This window comes from Pelagibacterium halotolerans, assembly GCF_044811015.1.
Classification (GTDB): Bacteria; Pseudomonadota; Alphaproteobacteria; order Rhizobiales; family Devosiaceae; genus Pelagibacterium; species Pelagibacterium halotolerans_A.
The window spans coordinates 2,671,342-2,690,137 of the sequence record NZ_CP085243.1 but is presented as its reverse complement, the minus strand read 5'-3'; the positions used below and the strand labels follow the sequence as shown (position 1 = coordinate 2,690,137).

Sequence of the window (18,796 nt, the reverse complement as noted above, 5' to 3'; positions counted from 1 at the left end):
GCAAGGGAAACACGCGGTATTATGCATCGGCGCTGATCACCCATTACCGCCTTGCGCTCGACTCCCGAAGCAGCAGTTTCGGGTGGACCGGGATGACGCGAGCCTTCCCTGCAGGCTTGGCTCCGTCCACGAGCTCGGCGATCAGTTCCGCCGTCACGCGACCAATTTCGGCTGAACATGCATCAATGGTAGAGATTGTTGGCACCGACACATCGGAAATCTCATAGTTCCCGAAGCCCACTATGGCGATGTCATCGGGCACCCGGAGGCCGCGCCGCTGACATTCGGTCAAGGCGCCATAGGCCGACAGGTCCGAAACACAGATCACGACTTCTGTGTCGGGATAATGTTCCAGCATTCTGGCCATCGCCCGTGCGCCTTCGCGCATGGAAATAGGAGGGGCGCCGGCAGCGATCAGCCGCGTGGTATCGAGCCCGTGCGCACCAAGCGCGCTGACCACGCCGCGCCGGCGATCCGCCCCGCGTGTATCTCCTTTATCGTCCCCGCCGATAAAGCCGATGCGGCGATAGCCATCGGCAACCAGCCGGTCGACCATATCCTTCATCGCGGCGGCGTTGGAAAAGCCCACCACATGCCCGATGGGCCGCTCGGGCAGATCCCAGGTCTCAATGACCGGGATACCGGCATTACTCAGCAGATCGCGCGCCCTTTCGGTGTGCTTCCCGCCTGTCAGGACGATGGCCTCGGGGCGCCGGCGGAGCATCTGGCTGATCAGGCGCTCCTCTTCTTCGATCTGATAGTCCGTATAGCCCAGCAAGATCTGGAGATCATGTTCCGAAAGGCAAGCGGACAACGCCCTTACGGTATCGGCGAAATTGGCATTGTTGATCGACGGGATGATGGCGGCGACAAAACCGGTGCGTTGCGAACGCAGGTTCGAAGCCGTCGCATCGAAGACATAGCCAAGCTCATCCGCGGCCTTAAGGATCTTTTCTCTGGTTTCGGCGCTGACGCTCGCATCCCTTTTGAAGGCGCGTGAAACCGTCATGGGAGAAACCCCCGCCGCTTCGGCCACGTCTTTCATTCTCGGGGTGCGCACCATATCCTGAAGCTCGTGTGTTATCGATATCAGTCAATATTGGCAAATCTGGTCGCAAATGCAATCACGGAGTTTCACAGTGAACATCAGTCATAGGAAACCGTTGGAACCGTTTCCTATGCGGGATAACGGTTCGCCTGGGTGACGTGATGGTGAATACGCCCATCGAACAATTCGGCGCAGATTGCCTCGGTTTCCGCTTTTGACTTGGCCCGAACCGGGCTCATAAGCGCGGCGTCCATCGTTGCTCTGTCGGGGTAGGAAATCGCCAGGATCAGGGGGAATTCCGGCGCCCCGTCGTCGCACTCATCGCTGAAGGTCACAGCGACATCGGTGTTGCCCGGGAACCCGGTCCATAGCGGTACAAGCCGCTCCAGCACCGCGGCGCGAAAAGCGTCCGTGCGGCCGTCGCGAACGCGTCCTTCAAAGAGGGCAAATCGGGTGATCATTTGAGGGGCTCCCTGGGACCTGTTAACACTTATGGATAGGGGTTTGACGGGCCATAGTCCGAGCACCTTTCGTGGAAAATTGCGCGTGGTGGACAAATGTCCACGAGCGGGATTTTTCGCGACAAGGGGCCGGACTATGACCCGCCCGCAGGGTTTTGCATAAATCGTCCACTGCCGGCGCGTTTCCCCTTGCGAAGGGGCGCCCCTTGGCTGCGGGGAAACCCTTGACATTGAACGATTTATGCAAAATCAAACCCCTATCCATAAGTGTTAACAGGCCCCTGGTCCCTTGAAAAATTCCATCAAGGCGGCTTGGTCTTCGCCACCCAGACCGGCGGCGGTCAGCATTCTGTGGACTTCGGCGCATACGGCAGTCAGCGGCATGGCGGTATTGGTCCGCCGAGCCAGATCCTGCGCGCCGTTCAGATCCTTGACCATGTTGTCGATACGGCCGGTGCGGCGATAATCCTTTGCCGCAAAGCGCGGCATATATTCTTGCAAGATTGCGCTGTCCGCGCGTCCGCCCCGCAGCGCCTGCGGAACCTTCTCCACATCGACGCCCGCATCCAATGCAAGCTGCGTCGCTTCAGCGACCGCGAGAAAGCCAAGTCCGCAGAGGACCTGGTTGATCAGCTTCGTCGTCTGCCCCGCCCCGGACGGCCCCATATGTGTGTAATTGGATGCGACATGCCTGAGCACCTTGTGCGCATCGGCGACGGCTTCGGGCGTGCCGCCCGCCATCAGCGTGAGTTCGCCGACGAGGGCCTTCGGCGCCCCGCCGGAGAGGGGGCTGTCGACCCAACGCAACCCCTTTGCGGCGGCCTTTGCGGCAAGAGCCCTGGTTGCATCGGGATCGATGGAGGACATATCGATGATGAGCGTTCCCGGCTTCGCACCTTCCGCCGCTCCGTGGTCCCCAAAGACCGCAATCTCGACGATTTTCGGCGCGTTCAGACTGGTGATCACGAAGTCCGAGGCTGCGGCCGCCGCAGCGGCGGATTCGGCAGCAAGCGCGCCCTTGGCTACCAGCGCGGCAACCTTCTCGCTGTCCAGGTCGAAGACACTCAGAATATTTCCCGTTTCGACCAGGCGGGTTCCGATGGCACCGCCCATCGCTCCCGCGCCAATCAGCGCCACCCGTTCGCTCACGTCCTGTCCTTTCCTGTCCTTGAGGGTGTCGGGCTGAATGCTATTCAGCCCGACACCCTCAAATCTTTGTTTTGTCGCGTATCCGAACCGAAAAAGTGGTATCCACTTTTTTTGGACACGCTCTCGTCAGCAGTTCCGCCACGATTCGTTCGAACGGCTGCTCGATGTCCACCGTCACCGCTGCCTCGTCCGGGCCAGGAGGCTCCAGGTCCGAGAACTGGCTGTCAAGAAGCGTTACCGGCATGAAGTGACCCTGCCGCGCCGCCATGCGTTCGGCAATGACCTCGCGCGAGCCGGTCAAGTGCAGAAATGTGACCGGCGCGCCCGCGCCCTCCCTGATCCAGTCGCGATACCGGCGTTTCAGCGCCGAGCAACCGATCACGACCGGCCCCTCGGCGGCCCGCAATGTGTCCGCGACCCGGGCGAGCCAGGGATAACGGTCGCTATCGTCGAGCGCTTCGCCGCGCGCCATCTTCGCCACGTTTGCCGCCGGATGCAGGTCGTCGCCATCAATGAATGGGGCGCCTATTTCGCCGGCAAAGGCGGTGCCAATCGAGGTCTTGCCGCAGCCCGAAACACCCATGACGACATAGCGCGCTGCTGGTCTTTTGTTTTCGCGGGATTTTATCGAAAAACCGGTGTCCACTTTTTCGAATCCCGCTAGAGCGACGCCGTAATGCCGCCATCCACGAAAATCGTCGTCCCGTTGATAAAGGACGAGGCTTCCGAGGACAGAAAGATACAGGCGCCGACGAGTTCCTCGACCTTGCCCCAACGTCCCGCTGGCGTCCTTTTCGAAAGCCAGGCGCTGAATTCGGGATCGTTGACGAGCGCCGCATTGAGCGGCGTGTCGAAATAGCCCGGCGCGAGGCCGTTGCATTGGAGGCCATGTTTGGCCCAGTCGGTCGCCATTCCCTTGGTCAGGTTGGCGACCGCGCCCTTGGTTGCCGTATAAGGCGCAATGCCTGGCCGCGCGAGCGCCGTCTGCACAGAGCAGATATTAACGATCTTGCCGGCGCCCCGCCCGATCATGTGCCGCGCCACGGCCTGCCCGACATGGAACACGCTGGCGATGTTGGTCTGCAAAAGGCGTTCGAAGGCATCGGCGGGAAAATCCTCGAGCGGCGCCCGGTGCTGCATGCCGGCATTGTTGACGAGGATATCGATCGCGCCGTTTTCCACCTCGAACCCGTCGATCGCGGAACGGACCGCATCGTGATCGGTGACATCGAAACCAAGAGTGTGAACCACGCCGTTCTCCCCGCGCAGCACTTTGGCGGCGGCTTCCATCTTCGTGGCGTCACGACCATTGATGACGATCTTGGCTCCCGCCGCCGCCAGGCCGCGCGCCAACGCGAAACCGATCCCTTGCGAGGATCCGGTGATCAGCGCCCGCTTACCGGTCAGATCGAACAGTTTCGTACTCATAATCCCGCCCTTTTCCGTCTCGACATCCGCACTTGAGTGTGTTTATGTTATCGATAACAATTATTGTCAATAGGCACGCCTCGAAATGCAGAAACCCGATATTCTCCAGATCGGCCCCTACCCCGAATGGGACCAGATTCCCCTTGATGCCGCATTCAGCGTACACCGCTATTTCGAAGCGGCAGACAAGCCGGCCTTTCTGGCCGGTGTCGGCGCGCGGGTTCGGGGCATCGCTACGCGCGGGGAACTCGGAGCCAACCGCGCGATGATCGAAGCGTGCCCCAATCTCGAGGTGATCTCCGTTTATGGCGTGGGCTTCGATGCGGTCGATCTCGACGCCTGCCGCGAACGCGGCATCCGCGTCACCAACACGCCCGACGTTCTCACCAATGACGTGGCCGATCTCGGGGTTGCGATGATGTTGGCGCAGTCGCGCGGCATGATCGGCGCCGAATCCTGGGTGCGGGACGGCTCGTGGGCGAACAAGGGGCTCTATCCGCTGCGGAGCCGCGTCTGGGGCAAGAAGGCTGGCGTTCTGGGACTCGGCAGGATCGGCTTCGAGGTGGCCAAGCGGCTTTCGGGTTTTGATCTCGAGATCGCTTATTCCGACATCGCCCCCAAGGACTACGCAGCGGACGGATGGACCTATATCGCCGATCCCGTGGACCTGGCGCGCCATGCCGATTTCTTCTTCGTCACGCTTGCCGCATCGGCTGCCACGCGGCACATCGTCTCGCGCGAGGTGATCGAAGCGGTCGGCCCCGGCGGCATGATCGTCAATATATCGCGCGCCTCGAACATCGACGAAAATGCGCTGCTCGATGCACTGGAAAGTCGCGCGCTGGGATCGGCCGCGCTCGACGTGTTCGAGGGCGAGCCCGCGTTAAACCCCCGTTTCCTGGAACTGGACAATGTCCTCTTGCAGCCACACCATGCCTCGGGGACATTCGAGACGCGCAAGGCGATGGGTCAGTTGGTGCGCGATAACCTGACAGCGCATTTCGCCGGCAAACCGCTTCTTACCCCTGTTCTGTGAGGCTTAGGATGAAGGCGATCGTTATTCACGCGCAAAAGGATCTGCGGATCGAAGAGCGCGATGTAAGCGAACCCGGCCGAAATGAAGTGCAGATCGCCCTTGCCACCGGTGGCATTTGCGGGTCCGACCTGCATTATTACAACCATGGTGGCTTCGGCACGGTGCGCCTGCGCGAACCCATGATCCTCGGTCACGAAGTCGCAGGGCATATCACCAAGCTCGGTGAGGGAGTCACCCATTTGCGCGAAGGCCAGTTGGTGGCCGTATCGCCTTCGCGGCCCTGCCATAATTGCCGCTTCTGCCGTGAGGGCATGCACAACCAGTGTCTGAACATGCGCTTTTACGGTTCCGCCATGCCGTTCCCGCATATTCAGGGCGCGTTCCGCCAGGTGCTGGTTGCCGGTGCGGACCAATGCGTTCCAGCCGACGGTCTCACACCGTGTGAGGCCGCAATGGCGGAACCGCTGGCGGTTACGCTCCATGCCACCCGGCAGGCGGGATCCCTGCTCGGCAAATCGGTTCTGGTTACGGGTTGCGGCCCGATCGGCGTATTGTCGATCCTTGCGGCGCGGCGGGCTGGCGCGGACAGGATTGTCGCAACCGATTTGAGCGATTTCACATTGGAGTTTGCCCGGGCAGCGGGTGCCGACGAAACCGTGAATATGAGCAAGAGCGCCGACGGCTTGAACCTTTTCGCCTCCGACAAGGGCACGTTCGACATTCTTTATGAATGTTCGGGCGCGGCTCCTGCGCTCACCGCCGGGATTGCCGCCATGCGGCCTGGCGGAACAATCGTCCAGTTGGGATTAGGCGGCGATATGAGCCTGCCGATGATGGCCATCACTGCCAAGGAACTGACGCTCAGGGGCTCGTTCCGCTTTCATGCGGAGTTCGCAACCGGGGTCAGCCTGATGCAAAAGGGCCTGATCGACGCCAAACCGCTGATCACCCGGACCGTCGGACTTGGCGATGCGGTTGGCGGGTTCGAACTCGCCAACGACCGTACGCAGGCGATGAAGGTGCAGATCGCTTTTACTTGAGGATCGAAGGGATACGCGCTTAGAGCCCGTCTTGAAAGTCGGCGGCTGAGGGCCGGCGAGGGATTTTTGTTCAGGAAAGGTAGAAAATCGGGGACAATATCAGCCATATTGGCTCCGATTTTCTACCTTTCCTGAACAAACGAGACCCGCCGGACCGACCCGACCGACTTTCAAGACGGGCTCTTATTGCTCTTGTCGCATTTGCAGCCAGAGAAAATATGCGGCGTGATCCAATTCTCCTCCGTCGTAATTGTCTACAAGGTCGGCAAAGCCTTCGGTAGCGCAGCGTGCGAGGGGCAAATCTTGGCTGAGCTGCTCTGCAACGCTCAATACGTTACGCAAATCCTTCAGCTGGGCGACGCTCCGTCCTCCGGGCGTAAAATTGCCCTCAACCATGCGCAGGCCATGCAACTCGAGGATGCGGCTATCGGCAAAACCGCCCCGCAATGCATCGCGCAGGTTGACCAAATCGCACCCGGCAGCCTGGGCGAGCCGGAAGGCTTCGGCCACAGCACCAATCGTGGTCGCCACAATCAGCTGGTTGGCAAGCTTTGCGACCTGCCCTGTCCCGACGGGCCCGAGAAGCGTGGCACGCCCCAAGGCGGCGAATACGGGCTGTGCGGTCTCGAAATCCTCCGTATTCCCCCCGACGAGGATCGCCAGCGTACCCTTCTCCGCGCCCGTCACGCCACCGGAGACCGGAGCGTCGAGAAAACCTCGCCCCGCCGCGCGAACATGCGCCGCGATTTCCCGATCGCAATCGGGGTCCACCGACCCCATATCGATAACCAATGCTCCGGGCGATGTTGTTTCAATCACGCCGGATTTCAGCAATATATCCTTTGTTACAGGTCCATCGATGAGCATCGCGATGACGATTTCGGCCCCGTTCGCGGCTGCCACGGGTGTGCTGGCAACCGTTGCGATATCGGCAAGAGCCTCTGCGCGCTGTTGGTTGCGGTTCCAGACGGTCAGTTCGTGACCGGCGGACGCCAGACGCCGCGCCATTGGCGCGCCCATGAGGCCGGTGCCGAGCAGGGTGATTTTCAACGGTCAGCTCCAATGACCGCAAGCGCCGCTTTCGCAACCGCAATATCCTGTTCGCCGGTCCCCGACCCGACACCGATGCCGCCAAGCAGCTGACCGTCGACCCAGATGGGAAGTCCACCGGGAAGACCTGTAACGTCCCCGGACGTCGCCAGTCCGATCGCAACGCCGACCTGCTCGGGGACATCCGCTGACGGCAGGCCGTTTGAGGCAGCCGTCATCGCCTTGGCCCGGGCCGATTTGCGCGACAGGAATTTCGCGCCGGTCATCCGCAATTCCGCCCGCACCTCTCCGCTGGCGTCGACGATAACAATGCATTGTGGTTGACCAAGCCGAGTTGCCATTTCAATGGCTGCGTTTAGCATCGCCATCGCGCCGGCATGAGTGAGCTCGGCTGTTTCGATCTTGTAGTGCATAGTTACACGCCTGTTCTATTGACCGGTCCGTTGATCACAATTAATGGTATCGATAACATATTCGATGCCTTTGGAAAAGGGAGAAGCAATGTCCTGGTTTGAGGCTACTGACCCGGCATTCAACCAATTCGTTCTCGGAAACGCTCCGGTTAAGCAGATTGCGACCGGGTTCGACTGGGTCGAGGGACCGGTCTGGTTCGGAGATGCGAATTGCCTGCTATTCTCAGACATCCCGAACAACCGGATCATGCGCTGGATACCGGGCGAGGGCGTTTCGGTCTTTCGGCAGCCCTCGAACTACGCCAATGGCCACACGCGGGACCGTCAAGGCCGGCTGATCAGCTGCGAGCACGGCACGCGGCGCGTAACGCGGACAGAGTATGACGGCTCGATCACGGTTCTCGCCGACAGCTATGGCGGAAAGCCGCTGAATTCACCCAACGACGTCGTGGTGAAATCCGACGGGACCATCTGGTTCAGCGATCCGCATTACGGGATCGTGACCGACTATGAGGGCTATCGCGCAAGCCAGGAAAATCCGTGCGCCGTCTATCGTGTGACGCCGGAAACCGGCGCCATTGACATGGTGATCGACGATATGAACTGCCCCAACGGGCTTGCGTTCTCCCCGGATGAGTCCAGGCTCTACGTCGCCGACACCGGGCGTATGTTTTCGAGCGACGAACAGTATATCCGGGTCTACGATTGCGACGCCGGGGGAAAGCTTTCCAATGGGCGCGCCTTCCACAAGATCGACAAAGGCTGCTCGGATGGGTTCCGCATGGATAGCGACGGCAACCTCTGGTCCTCCGCGGCCGATGGCGTTCATTGCATTTCGCCAGAGGGCGAAAGGCTGGGCAGGATTCTTGTGCCGGAGCTGGTCTCCAATGTCTGCTTTGGCGGCCGAGCCAAACACCAGCTGTTTATCACGGCAACGACAAGCGTTTATATGATCACCTTGAACCGGAGGGGCGTGCAGGCTCCGTGAATTAGCCCGCATTTCTCACACTCCTTGCGCCCTGCGTCGGGTTTTGGCGAGTCGGATACGGGCGCGGAGCGGGAAAGCGTATGTCCATACGGTTTTCCGTGCCGTGCCCGGAGGTGGCCGCCAAAATCCGACCCGGAGGGCCGCTTGAAAATGGCGACAGGGTGCGTCAGAAAGCTTGCACGATGTCCCGCATCGCACTGCGCTTTCTTCCTGCCCTCTCGCCATTTTGAAGCGGCGCAGGGCACAAGGAGTGTGAGAAATGCGGGCTAGCGACTATCCGGTTTCGCCTGGAACCAGATGTGTGGGGATCACCGTGACATCGCGAACCGGCTCGCCGCGCATCCGCCCGACGAGCAATTCAGCTGCGGTCTTTCCGATCAGGGTCGTCGGCACCGTTATGGTGGTCAGGCGGCGCGGCTGGATCGAAGCCGCCTCCATGCCTCCCCATCCGGCAACGCCGATATCGTCGGGCACGCGCACGCCTTGTGAGGCGAGCCAGGCCATGCCACCGATGGCCATCTCATCGTCATGGTAATAAATGGAGTCAAGCTTCTGCTCGCGGCTTAACAGCGTCTCCGTGCCGTAATAGCCGGCGTAGAACCCAGGGTGATCTTCCAGGATTTCCCTTGCCGCAAGAGCCGTGCCGGCATCCTGCAGGGCCGCTTCGAATCCCTCACACCGATTGCGCCCCATGGTCGTCCGGTTGGCCATCGCGCCCACATAGCCGAATTTCTCGCGGCCCCTCGATAAGAGGTACTTCCCCATCCTGTACCCGTCATCGAAATGGGAGAAGCCTATCGAGACATCGATGGGCTGCGTATTCAAATCCCACATTTCGACAATCGGTACCGTCAGGTCGCGCAGCAGGGACAATGTGTCCGAGGTATGCCGGCGCCCGACAAGAATAACGCCCGCAGGGCGCCACGACGCCAGCCCTTTCAGCCACACTTCCTCCTCCTCGGGCATCTGATCGTGACTGCCGATCATTGTCTGGTAGCCGAGCCGCGTCAGGGTCGCATTGATCGATTCCAGCGTGGAGCCGAATAGCGACGAGGCAAAGCGCGGCACGCAGACCCCCACAAGCGTCGATGTCGCGCCAGCCCCGAACGCCGCCGCAATCCGGTTTGGAAGATAGCCCCGTTTCTCGACCTCGGAGAGAACGCGCTCACGCGTTTCTTCCGAGAAGCCGGATGATCCGCGTAGCACGCGGCTGACCGTCATTTTGGAAACGCCCACGGCCCGGGCGATATCCTCAAGTCCTGTCTTCGTCGATCGGCCCATTGTCCCGCACTTCCATGAGGTTACGCTTCCGCCGATAACCCAAAATGTTATCGATAACTTTTTTCTTGACTCAAAACTGGTCCCGATTGATTATCCAAACGTTACCGGTAACTCATGCATCCGGCAACATCGGGAGGAAACGGCATGAAACCAGCCGAAGGGCTATTCTTCGACAGCATCGTCAAAGGCTTTGGCGGCACGCATGCCCTGTCCGGCGTTTCGCTGAAAGTCGGACGCGGCGAGATCGTCGCCCTGCTTGGCGAAAACGGCGCCGGCAAGTCGACACTGATCAAGGTGCTGGGTGGTATCCATACTCCCGATAGCGGCCAGGTCACCGTGGATGGCGTTCCCTACCGGCATGTGCCCGGCAATGTGAACGAGAAGCAGGCCGTCGCGTTCATTCACCAGGATCTCGGTCTGATCGAATGGATGAGCGTTGCCGAGAATATCGCACTGGCGGTTGGATACGCCCGTAAGGGCAGCCGCATCGACTGGCGCGCATGCGAAGACGTTGCGCGCCGGGCCTTGGCGCTGGTTGATGCCGATTTCGCGCCCACGACCCGTGTTTCCCATCTGTCGCGCACCGAAAAGTCATTGGTAGCAATCGCACGGGCCCTGATCGTCGAATGCGACTTTCTCGTTCTTGACGAACCGACGGCCAGTCTTCCCGCTGACGAGGTCGAACGACTGTTCGCCGCCCTGCGCCCGCTGCGCGAAAAGGGCGTCGGCATGATCTATGTCTCGCACCGTCTCGACGAAATTTTCCGCATCGCCGACAGGGTCGCGGTGCTGCGCGATGGGAAGATGGTGGGTATGCGCGATATCGGCCATACCAGCTCGGAGGATCTGGTCAGCCTGATTGTGGGGCGCAAGACCCGCGCGATCGAGCGTCCCGACGCGCATGAAGGCCCCGAGGTTTTGTCCGTTCGCGGGCTCCGCACCGAAACCGCCGGACCGGTCGATTTCGCCGTTCAGCGCGGCGAAATGGTCGGGCTCGTGGGCTTGCGCGGCGCGGGTCACGAAGAGATCGGCCGCAGCCTTTATGGCCTGACGTCCTCCGAGGGCGAGGTATCGCTGAACGGAAGGCAACCCGATCTCGGTTCGCCGCGCGGCGCAATGCAATCGGGCATCGGCTTCATCGCCGGCGATCGCGTTGTAGAATCGATAGCCCCCTCCCTCAGTATCCGGGAAAACGCATTCATCAATCCGGAAGTGACCGGCCGCAGTCTGCTCTCGTTCACGTCCGCCGCTTCGGAGGACAAACGCGCGCGCGCACTGGGCAAACGTGTCGGCCTCTCACCGAACGATCCGACATTGCCCGTCGAGGCCCTTTCTGGCGGCAATCAGCAAAAAGTGGTCGTCGGCCGCTGGCTGGATACCAACCGTGCGTTTTTGATCGCCGAAGACCCGACCGCCGGTGTCGATGTCGGTGCCAAGGCCGAGATTTATCATCTGCTCTATGAGGCCATGGCCTCTGGCATGGGCGTGCTGGTCGTATCGACCGACTTCGAGGAAATCGCCAACATTTGCCACCGGGCGATCGTCTTCAGCCGGGGCCAGGTGGTGGCTGAACTTTCCGGCGTCATGCTGTCAACAGAATCCCTGATCCAGGCCGCTTCGGCCGGTGAAGCTGCATAATCGAGGATACATCTCATGAATTCGGTCGATTCCAACGCGCTTGAACCCACCAAGGACGAACTCGCCAATCTGGGATTGGGCGCACGACTGATCCGTCTGGCGCCGGTTTACGGACTTCTGATCCTGATGTTCGCATTGATCGCCCTGTTTTCGGTCCTGCTGCCGACAACCTTTCCCACGGCCCTGAATTTGCGCGCCGTCATTTCGGACAAGTCCATTATCGCGCTTCTGTCGCTGGCTGCGATGATCCCCATGGTCGCCGGCCGGATCGATCTCACGGTGGGATACGGGATCGTGCTTTGGCATATCCTCGCGATATCGTTGCAGGTCTGGTACGGGCTGCCGTGGCCCGTGGCGGTGCTCATCGTCCTTGTCCTCGGCGGGTTCGTTGGGTTTCTCAATGGAATCCTGGTCGAAATCGCCAAGATCGACGCCTTTATCGCGACCCTGGGCACCGGAACGGTGCTCTATGCGCTGGCGCTCTGGCATACGGGCGGACGCCAGGTGGTGGGCGTTCTGCCGGACGGCTTCTACGCGCTCAACGGCACGTTCCTTTTCGGATTGCCGATTACCGGGTTCTATCTGCTCGGCATTACCATCGCGCTTTGGCTCATCCTCGAATACACGCCGATTGGGCGCTACCTCTACGCCATCGGCGCCAACCAGACGGCAGCAGCCCTGAATGGTATTCCGACCCGCAAGTTCGTTGTCGGCGCCTTCGTCTCCTCAGGTCTGCTGACGGCGCTGGCCGGCGTTCTGCTCGCCTCCAAGCTGCGGATCGGCCAGGCAAGCGTAGGCCTCGAATTTCTCCTGCCGGCACTGGTTGGCGCCTTCCTTGGTTCAACCACGATCAAGCCGGGCCGCGTCAATGTATGGGGCACGATCGTCGGCGTGACGATCCTTGCTGTCGGCATATCCGGAATCCAGCAATTCGGCGGCTCGTTCTGGGTCGAGCCGATGTTCAATGGCGTAACGCTGCTCATCGCCATCGGCATTGCAGGCTATGCGCAGCGTCGCAAAGGCTCAGCGAAAAGATAAGAAAACATCAGCACTTAGGGAGGAAACCATGCTGAAGCGTACGTTTATGAAAACCTTGCTTGCGGGAACCATGCTCGCGGGATTGGGACTACCGGCCGGGGCGCAAACAGCTTGGGATGGTCCGACGACCGGGCCAGCGGCGGCGGAAGGCAAAACCATTGTCGTTGTCGCCGGCGATCTCAAAAACGGCGGCATTCTCGGTGTCACCAATGGCGTCGAGGAAGCTGCGGACACGATTGGATGGACCGTTCGCGTTCTTGACGGCGCCGGTTCAATTCAAGGGCGCACAGCCGCTCTCGGCCAAGCCGTGGCACTCAACCCCGATGGCATCGTCATCAATGGTTTCGACGCGGTCGAGCAGCAGGCGGCTCTCGAGGCCGTGGTGAGTGCCGAAATCCCGATGGTATCGTGGCATTCGGGTCCCAAGATCGGCTGCGATGCGCCCGGCGGTATTTTCGCCAACGTCTCGACAGATCCAATGGCTGTGTCCGAAGAGGCGGCCAAGTGGGCTGTCGCCGATGCAAATGGGACGCCCGGCGTGGTGATCTTCACCGATTCCACCTACCAGATCGCAATCGACAAGGCCGACCGCATCAAGGAAACCATCGAGGCCATGGGCGGCACGGTTCTCGAATATGTCGACACCCCGATCGCGGATACGTCTAACCGTATGGGGCCGCTGACCACAACACTGCTCCAGAAATACGGCGATGCGTGGACCCACAGCTTGGCGATCAATGACATCTATTTCGACTTCATGGGGCCCGCGCTTGCCGCGGCCGGTGTGCCCGGCGACGGATCGCCGAAAGCAGTCGCTGCCGGAGATGGTTCGGAATCGGCTTTCCAGCGCATCCGCACCGGCCAGTACCAATCGATTACGGTCGCCGAGCCTCTAAACCTTCAAGGCTGGCAGTTGGTCGATGAACTAAACCGTGCAATCTCGGGGGAAGCCTGTTCGGGCTACATTACAGCGCCCGCCGTTGTGACACGCGAGGGCCTGGAAGCCATGGGCGAGAGCAACAATTTCGATCCTGACAGCGGTTACCGCGAAGCATACGCCAAGATCTGGGGAGCGATGTAATTTCCTCCCGATTCAGACGATTGCCGATCACCGATTGACAGTCAAACGACATGAAAGAGCGCCATACCGAAAGCATGGCGCTCTTTCATGCGATCGCCTGTGAAGAAGCAATCCATGACGTGCGACAACGCACCCGGCGTGCCTCTTCAATCCCAAACGCCTGACCCAAAAACAGCCGGAACAGACTTTAATCGATCGCCGCGCGCATCGCGTCCACACCCATATCGAGCCCCCATTTCATGCTCTCTGGAAGCGCATAAGCATATTCGAGGGCGAAAGCATCCAAAGGGGGCTCGTCACCACCCTTTGGCGGTTCCTGTGACGCATTGCTAAACAAGCCCTCTATCGCGCCGTAGCTGCTGGCGACATCATCGGTCGTATATGTGTCCGCATGAAGGGAAAGTGCGGTATCCGACCCGAACTCCGCGACCGAACCGGAAATTTCAAATGTTCGGTTGTCTCCATCTATTGTCCTGACAACCACGAATTTCACATTGTCTGCAGGCGATGTATTGCGCTCTACATAGAAAATGGCAGAATCTGAGCCTTGATCAATCCGGCCATCATAGTATTGGATGACATCATCCCCGCCCTGCCGAACCAGAACTTCCCCTTGATATTTATTATTAATGTAAGTTTTGACCAGAAACGACCCAGAATCAACGGCTTCATCGAATAAATCGCGGTCGATCGATAAGGAAACCCGCCCGTCGCTCGCCGCCATATCGCCGGTTCCGAGCGCGTCGAGCCCGTCGTCGATGTTGTCGATAATGCTGATATAGCCGTCTTGAATCGCACGGAACGCCGCCATCCCGGCGAAATCGTGATCGTCGTCGAGAATGGCGCCAAGCAATTTCATGTGAAGTGAAAGCGTATCGATGTCACGCTCCGTGCCACTCATATAGTCTTGCGCCCTGGCGACGATGCTTTCCGGGGCCGCCGATTCATAGTCGGACGGAACGACAACACCGTATACCGGAATGATATTCTTGTTGCCGTGCAAATCTTCTATTAGGACCTTGATCGTGGTTTCACCGGGTTCACCATCGGCGCTATTGTCGAGGAGCGTTGCGGATTTTATGACGTTTTCGTCGAAGGAGACCAGTTTCCGCACATCGACGGGTTCATCCTGACGGACAATGAAGCCGTGATGCGCAGTGGCCTGCGGGGGCGCATAGGTTCCCTCAAGACCCGCAAGGTTTCCCATTGCCTTGAAAACCTGATCGCCGTCGACGTATCGAAACTCCGAAAGATCGAACGGGACCGTTTTCAGGCCGAGGGCGCTGATGTCTTGGCGCAAACCATCGTCTATTTCCATGAAGCGCCAAGCTTCGAAAAACGGGATAAGATCGTATCCCGATATCTTGCTCGCAGTCAAAATAAAGAGAGATTTCTTCTCTGAATCCGTAGATGGAGCTTGGTCGGCCGAGAGTAAACGGTATTCGTGATGCAGCAGGCGGTAAAAATCCGTTCCAAACGCCCAGTGAAGCTGATTATAAAGTTCTACTTTATCAAAAACCCCTATATCATCCCATGTTTTATTTGTATCATCAGAATTTCCGTAAACATCTGTCGCCGTTTTCCCCAGCCTTGCTTTATTCCCCATCATATACTCAACATACGTGCTGTAAATATTGACGGTAACCTCGACGGCGTTGCTCGTCATCCATGCGGACTGCTGATGCTGATGTCCCAGTTCATGCCACGGCCCCCACCCTTCATGCGCCAGCTTTTGATCGTTCAAAAGCGCTTTAATCGCGTTCGTGACATAGCCGGTATAGCCATTCGTAGCATACATCCAGTCACCATGCTGGGATTCGACAAATTGATGGACAACCCCGGAACCGTCGGTGATACCGCTTCCCGTATCGGAAATCCCGGCAAGCGAATTTTCCAGTTCAATGATTCGGTCGATCGTCTGAAGTGTCTTGACCGGATTGTCGATGTGGAGCTTTGCCTGCTCGTACGTCACGGTCATCAGCGCGTGCTCGCTCCTGAGTTCGACGGCGCGCGCATCCGGATGTGCCGCGAGCATCTCGACCCAGTCGGCGTAGGTGTCCGTACCAAGAGTGAATGCGATGGCGCGCTCGGTATTATTTGGCACCGAAATGGTTACATGCGCCTCCTTGTCCATCGAGTCGTTACTTAAGTATAAAAGCCCATCATCCTGAACGAGAATTTCATTTAAACCCGGACCAAGACTGGTAACCGACGTATTTATATTCGCATTATTTTTATATGCGGATACAGAACCAATTATAGCCTTAACGTCCTGCCCTTCCGATAGGTATATTTTTAAGACATCGCCTTTCTCGACAAAAATCCCAGTCGGCACGTCGCGGAACGATGCAGGTGAAAGCGATGTGCGATAGTTTTCTCCATAGATATGCGCTTCGCCATTGGGCTCGAGGGTCATGCTGAGCGCCGTGGCGTTGTCTTCAAAGGCCACGAAACTGTCCGTCGGCGCCGATTCATTACCGGCGGCATCCGTCGCAATTATCCGTATCTGGGTGCCGAAAGGCAGGGGCATTTTCGCGGTGGCGCTCCACGCGCTTTCGCCTTCGGCATTTCCCGTACCATTCGCCAGCGCGGTCGCAATGAGAGAGCCGCTTGTCCCATCGGGGTTTATGGCAAGGATCTGCACCGTCGATCCGGCTTCGGCGTTTCCTGCAAGCCCGCCGTCAGCCATCGAGGGCGCATCTGGCGCCGTCGTATCGATGGTCACGCTCAACGACGGGGACGGCATGGATACCCGCCCATCAATGGTTGCCGTCACCGTCAGGTCATGAACACCGTCAGCCAACGCGGACGTAACAATCGACCAACTGCCGTCGGGCGCCGCCTCGGCAACCCCGAGTACCGTCCCGTCCGCATCATAAAGCGTTACTGTTGCGCCGGGCGCCACGGAGCCGGCCGGACCGATAATCCTCGGGGTGGTCACGTTGGTTACGGCATCGGCATTGCTCACCCCGGAATCCGAGGCCGGACTGAGTGCAGCGTTCCTGGGCGCATCAGGCAGCGCGGTCTCAGGCATCGGCTCGTCCGGGGGCGTCGTCTCCGGTTTTGGCGTTTCAGGGGACACCGTCTCCGGCTGTGGCACGGGAGTACCGCCGACCGAGCCTGCGCCCGACGCGCTGCCCGCTATCGTTCCAGCGCTCGACCGCGTCATGGCCACGCCACCCAACGCCAAGAGTCCGAGGCCGCCTGCAACAGCCGGCCCTGAAGCGCCCTCCCCGGCATTTTCGAATGCGACCTGATCGAGGAAATGGCCAGCCATGCTGCCTTCTTCAAACTCAAGCGCTGGCCAGCCATCGGCGTCATCGCGGAAATAATTCTTAAGAAGGATCACCTCGCCGTTCTCGAGAACAAGCCTGAGGTCGTCGCCCACGCGCTCGTAGCGCACCACATCGTCAGCCGGTGAATGCATGGTAATGCGCGAGGCAGCACTGACATCGACAATCCAATTGCCTGCCGTATCCACAGTATCCGTTCGACCCGAAACGGCATCGGTTATGTAAACACGCATCTGCTTTACCTTTTAATAAAAAAGTCCCTAATTATGCGACACAGAAATACATATTTTCCAGATCGAATAAGGCAATTTTGCGAATACGTAGTTTCACTTCCATTTATTGAAACATGTCATGACGATCGCTGGTGCGTTCCCTGTGAACCTTTTTCCGCTCCGCAGCGATATCGGCTGGCGGCATACGTTCGGCGACGTACCCCGAGGGCACGATGACCTTCGCGTCGGGTGGCGACGTTTTCTCCGCTACCGGCACGCCGATCGCCGCGACACGCTGGCCCCCGATCTTGGCGCCGATGTTACCTTGAGCTAACCCACTACGCTGGGCCCGTCCTATTCGCGCGAGATCGGTTCGGGTGCCCACAATGGTCGCTCTGGAACCGACATTGGTGCCAAACGTCCGGAAAAGCAAAATCGCTTCCGCTACGTATCTTGCCTCATCCAAAAGGCGCTGCACCGGCGCCGCTCGGGAAAATCGGGAAGGAGGTCAACTCCCGCTTTTAAAATTCCGGAAGTGGGTTTTCGCTTATTGCATGAGGGCAAAGAACCGCTTGTCGCTTGCATCGGTGCTTGCCACTCTGGCTCCAGACATTGGGAGAATGACGTTAGCCGGATAGGCGTTCGCAATCCTGCGTGTACAAAGACTGAGAACCCGCGCCGACCTGGACGGGGCGACCCGGCACGGGTGGCCGGCATACTTGTTGAGGATGACGTGGACGGCCTTGCCGGCGGGAACCTCGGCGTTGATGGCATCGAGAAAGCGGATGAACTCCTGATGGCGATAGCGCAGCATGTTTCGGCCGATGGCGGTGCCATCGAGGATGTTTGGGGCTGCAAACAGGGTAGTGGTGCCGTGGCGCTTGTAATCCGTGCGTCGCGGTGCCGAGCCTGCCCTTCTTCATCGGCAGGCCGGGCCGGGTGCGGTCGAGCGCCTGGATCTGGCTCTTCTCGTCGAGCGACAGCACGATGGCGTGGGCCGGTGGATCAACGTATAGGCCGACGGCGTCGCGCAGTTTGCCGGCGAATTTCGGATCGCTGGAGAGTTTGAACTGCCGCCAGCGGCGGGGAGCGAGGCCATGCGACTTCCAGACGCACCGCACCGCGCTGACGCCGGCGACGCGGCCATCCCGTCGGCCGTCCAGTGCATCGTCTCGCCCGGCAGATCGGCAAGGGTGAGCGCCAGCACGCGCTCGGCGACTTCGGGTCCGAGCGGCGCAATGCGCGAGGTCCGCGTCTTGTCGCGCAGCAACCTGTCACAGCCCTCCGCAGCGAAGCGCACCTGCCAGCACCACACGCAGGTCTTCGACTTGCCGGTTCGGCGCATGATCTCGACGGCGCCCATGCCGTCGGCGGACAGAAGCAAAACTCGGCGCATCAGACATGCTTTTACGGGGTGTTGCGATCCCTGATCAGCGCCGTCAGGCGGGACCGATCGATCAGCGAAACGATGAACGATATTCCCGTGCGCATGCGCCAGACTCGCATGCCCATGCCGCAAAGGAAACCCCGGACATCTCAGGCGGAGACCAAGGCGCATGCCAGCGACCTGCCCAAATGGGGCATGGACCTCGCCGTGCACGGGCCGGGAGGAGGGATTCGAACCCGTTTTCCCGATAAAC

The 18,796-nt window shown here is 59.6% G+C and carries 16 protein-coding genes and 1 pseudogene; 6 read left to right on the top strand and 11 right to left on the bottom strand.

From position 1 onward, the window contains the following. Window positions 1-43: 43 nt before the first annotated feature. The 5 genes from LG281_RS13135 to LG281_RS13115 all read right to left on the bottom strand — a co-directional run bounded on the left by LG281_RS13135 (window position 44) and on the right by LG281_RS13115 (window position 4,086). Entirely contained in the window at window positions 44-1,045 is a 1,002-nt protein-coding gene (locus tag LG281_RS13135) for a LacI family DNA-binding transcriptional regulator (RefSeq protein WP_404406745.1), read from the bottom strand. 131 nt (window positions 1,046-1,176) lie between these two features. Next, on the bottom strand, window positions 1,177-1,509 hold the full coding sequence (locus LG281_RS13130; RefSeq protein WP_404401390.1) for a hypothetical protein: 333 nt from the start codon (window positions 1,507-1,509) through the stop codon (window positions 1,177-1,179). 270 nt (window positions 1,510-1,779) lie between these two features. Beyond that, the gene (locus LG281_RS13125) at window positions 1,780-2,658 is read right to left on the bottom strand and encodes an NAD(P)-dependent oxidoreductase (protein WP_404401388.1); all 879 of its coding nucleotides are present in this window, start codon (window positions 2,656-2,658) and stop codon (window positions 1,780-1,782) included. Between the two features lie 58 nt (window positions 2,659-2,716). After that, the gene (locus LG281_RS13120) at window positions 2,717-3,241 is read right to left on the bottom strand and encodes a gluconokinase (protein ID WP_404406744.1); all 525 of its coding nucleotides are present in this window, start codon (window positions 3,239-3,241) and stop codon (window positions 2,717-2,719) included. A gap of 77 nt (window positions 3,242-3,318) precedes the next feature. Next, window positions 3,319-4,086, bottom strand: coding sequence for an SDR family oxidoreductase (locus LG281_RS13115; RefSeq protein WP_404401385.1), 768 nt, complete (start codon window positions 4,084-4,086; stop codon window positions 3,319-3,321). A gap of 85 nt (window positions 4,087-4,171) precedes the next feature. Here LG281_RS13115 and LG281_RS13110 point away from each other — a divergent pair, with 85 nt between their 5' ends. Both LG281_RS13110 and LG281_RS13105 read left to right on the top strand, forming a co-directional pair. Then, window positions 4,172-5,122 (top strand): 2-hydroxyacid dehydrogenase, encoded by a 951-nt coding sequence (locus tag LG281_RS13110; RefSeq protein WP_404401383.1) that lies wholly within the window; start codon window positions 4,172-4,174, stop codon window positions 5,120-5,122. A gap of 8 nt (window positions 5,123-5,130) precedes the next feature. Beyond that, window positions 5,131-6,162, top strand: coding sequence for an L-idonate 5-dehydrogenase (locus LG281_RS13105; protein WP_404401381.1), 1,032 nt, complete (start codon window positions 5,131-5,133; stop codon window positions 6,160-6,162). Window positions 6,163-6,345: 183 nt separating this feature from the next. Here the strand turns inward: LG281_RS13105 and LG281_RS13100 are convergent, their stop codons facing one another. Together LG281_RS13100 and LG281_RS13095 are read right to left on the bottom strand one after the other, a co-directional pair. Further along, window positions 6,346-7,212, bottom strand: coding sequence for an NAD(P)-dependent oxidoreductase (locus tag LG281_RS13100; protein ID WP_404401379.1), 867 nt, complete (start codon window positions 7,210-7,212; stop codon window positions 6,346-6,348). Continuing rightward, complete coding sequence (locus LG281_RS13095) at window positions 7,209-7,625, bottom strand: heme-binding protein (RefSeq protein WP_404401377.1); 417 nt, start codon at window positions 7,623-7,625, stop codon at window positions 7,209-7,211. The genes LG281_RS13100 and LG281_RS13095 overlap by 4 nt, the downstream gene beginning before the upstream one ends. Before the next feature lie 88 nt (window positions 7,626-7,713). On the opposite strand from LG281_RS13095, the gene LG281_RS13090 reads away from it, so the two are divergent. Beyond that, window positions 7,714-8,613, top strand: coding sequence for an SMP-30/gluconolactonase/LRE family protein (locus tag LG281_RS13090; RefSeq protein ID WP_404401375.1), 900 nt, complete (start codon window positions 7,714-7,716; stop codon window positions 8,611-8,613). A gap of 273 nt (window positions 8,614-8,886) precedes the next feature. On the opposite strand, the gene LG281_RS13085 is transcribed toward LG281_RS13090, so the two are convergent. After that, complete coding sequence (locus LG281_RS13085) at window positions 8,887-9,894, bottom strand: LacI family DNA-binding transcriptional regulator (protein WP_404401373.1); 1,008 nt, start codon at window positions 9,892-9,894, stop codon at window positions 8,887-8,889. A gap of 144 nt (window positions 9,895-10,038) precedes the next feature. Here LG281_RS13085 and LG281_RS13080 point away from each other — a divergent pair, with 144 nt between their 5' ends. The 3 genes from LG281_RS13080 to LG281_RS13070 are packed head-to-tail and all read left to right on the top strand — an operon-like array spanning window position 10,039 to window position 13,651. Then, on the top strand, window positions 10,039-11,532 hold the full coding sequence (locus LG281_RS13080) for a sugar ABC transporter ATP-binding protein (RefSeq protein ID WP_404401371.1): 1,494 nt from the start codon (window positions 10,039-10,041) through the stop codon (window positions 11,530-11,532). Between the two features lie 15 nt (window positions 11,533-11,547). Further along, window positions 11,548-12,570 carry an ABC transporter permease gene (locus tag LG281_RS13075; RefSeq protein WP_404401369.1) on the top strand — a complete coding sequence of 341 codons (1,023 nt, stop codon included), beginning with the start codon at window positions 11,548-11,550 and terminating at the stop codon, window positions 12,568-12,570. Between the two features lie 28 nt (window positions 12,571-12,598). After that, window positions 12,599-13,651 (top strand): substrate-binding domain-containing protein, encoded by a 1,053-nt coding sequence (locus tag LG281_RS13070; RefSeq protein WP_404401367.1) that lies wholly within the window; start codon window positions 12,599-12,601, stop codon window positions 13,649-13,651. Window positions 13,652-13,838: 187 nt separating this feature from the next. Here LG281_RS13070 and LG281_RS13065 read toward each other — a convergent pair whose 3' ends face one another. The 3 genes and pseudogenes from LG281_RS13065 to LG281_RS13055 all read right to left on the bottom strand — a co-directional run. Continuing rightward, a complete protein-coding gene (locus LG281_RS13065; RefSeq protein ID WP_404401365.1) occupies window positions 13,839-17,177 on the bottom strand; it encodes a M60 family metallopeptidase in 3,339 nt (1,112 codons plus the stop codon). Window positions 17,178-17,280: 103 nt separating this feature from the next. Next, complete coding sequence (locus LG281_RS13060) at window positions 17,281-17,634, bottom strand: hypothetical protein (protein ID WP_404401363.1); 354 nt, start codon at window positions 17,632-17,634, stop codon at window positions 17,281-17,283. 228 nt (window positions 17,635-17,862) lie between these two features. Beyond that, window positions 17,863-18,647 (bottom strand): annotated as a pseudogene (locus LG281_RS13055) (IS630 family transposase); the annotation flags it as partial. Between the last annotated feature and the right edge of the window lie 149 nt (window positions 18,648-18,796).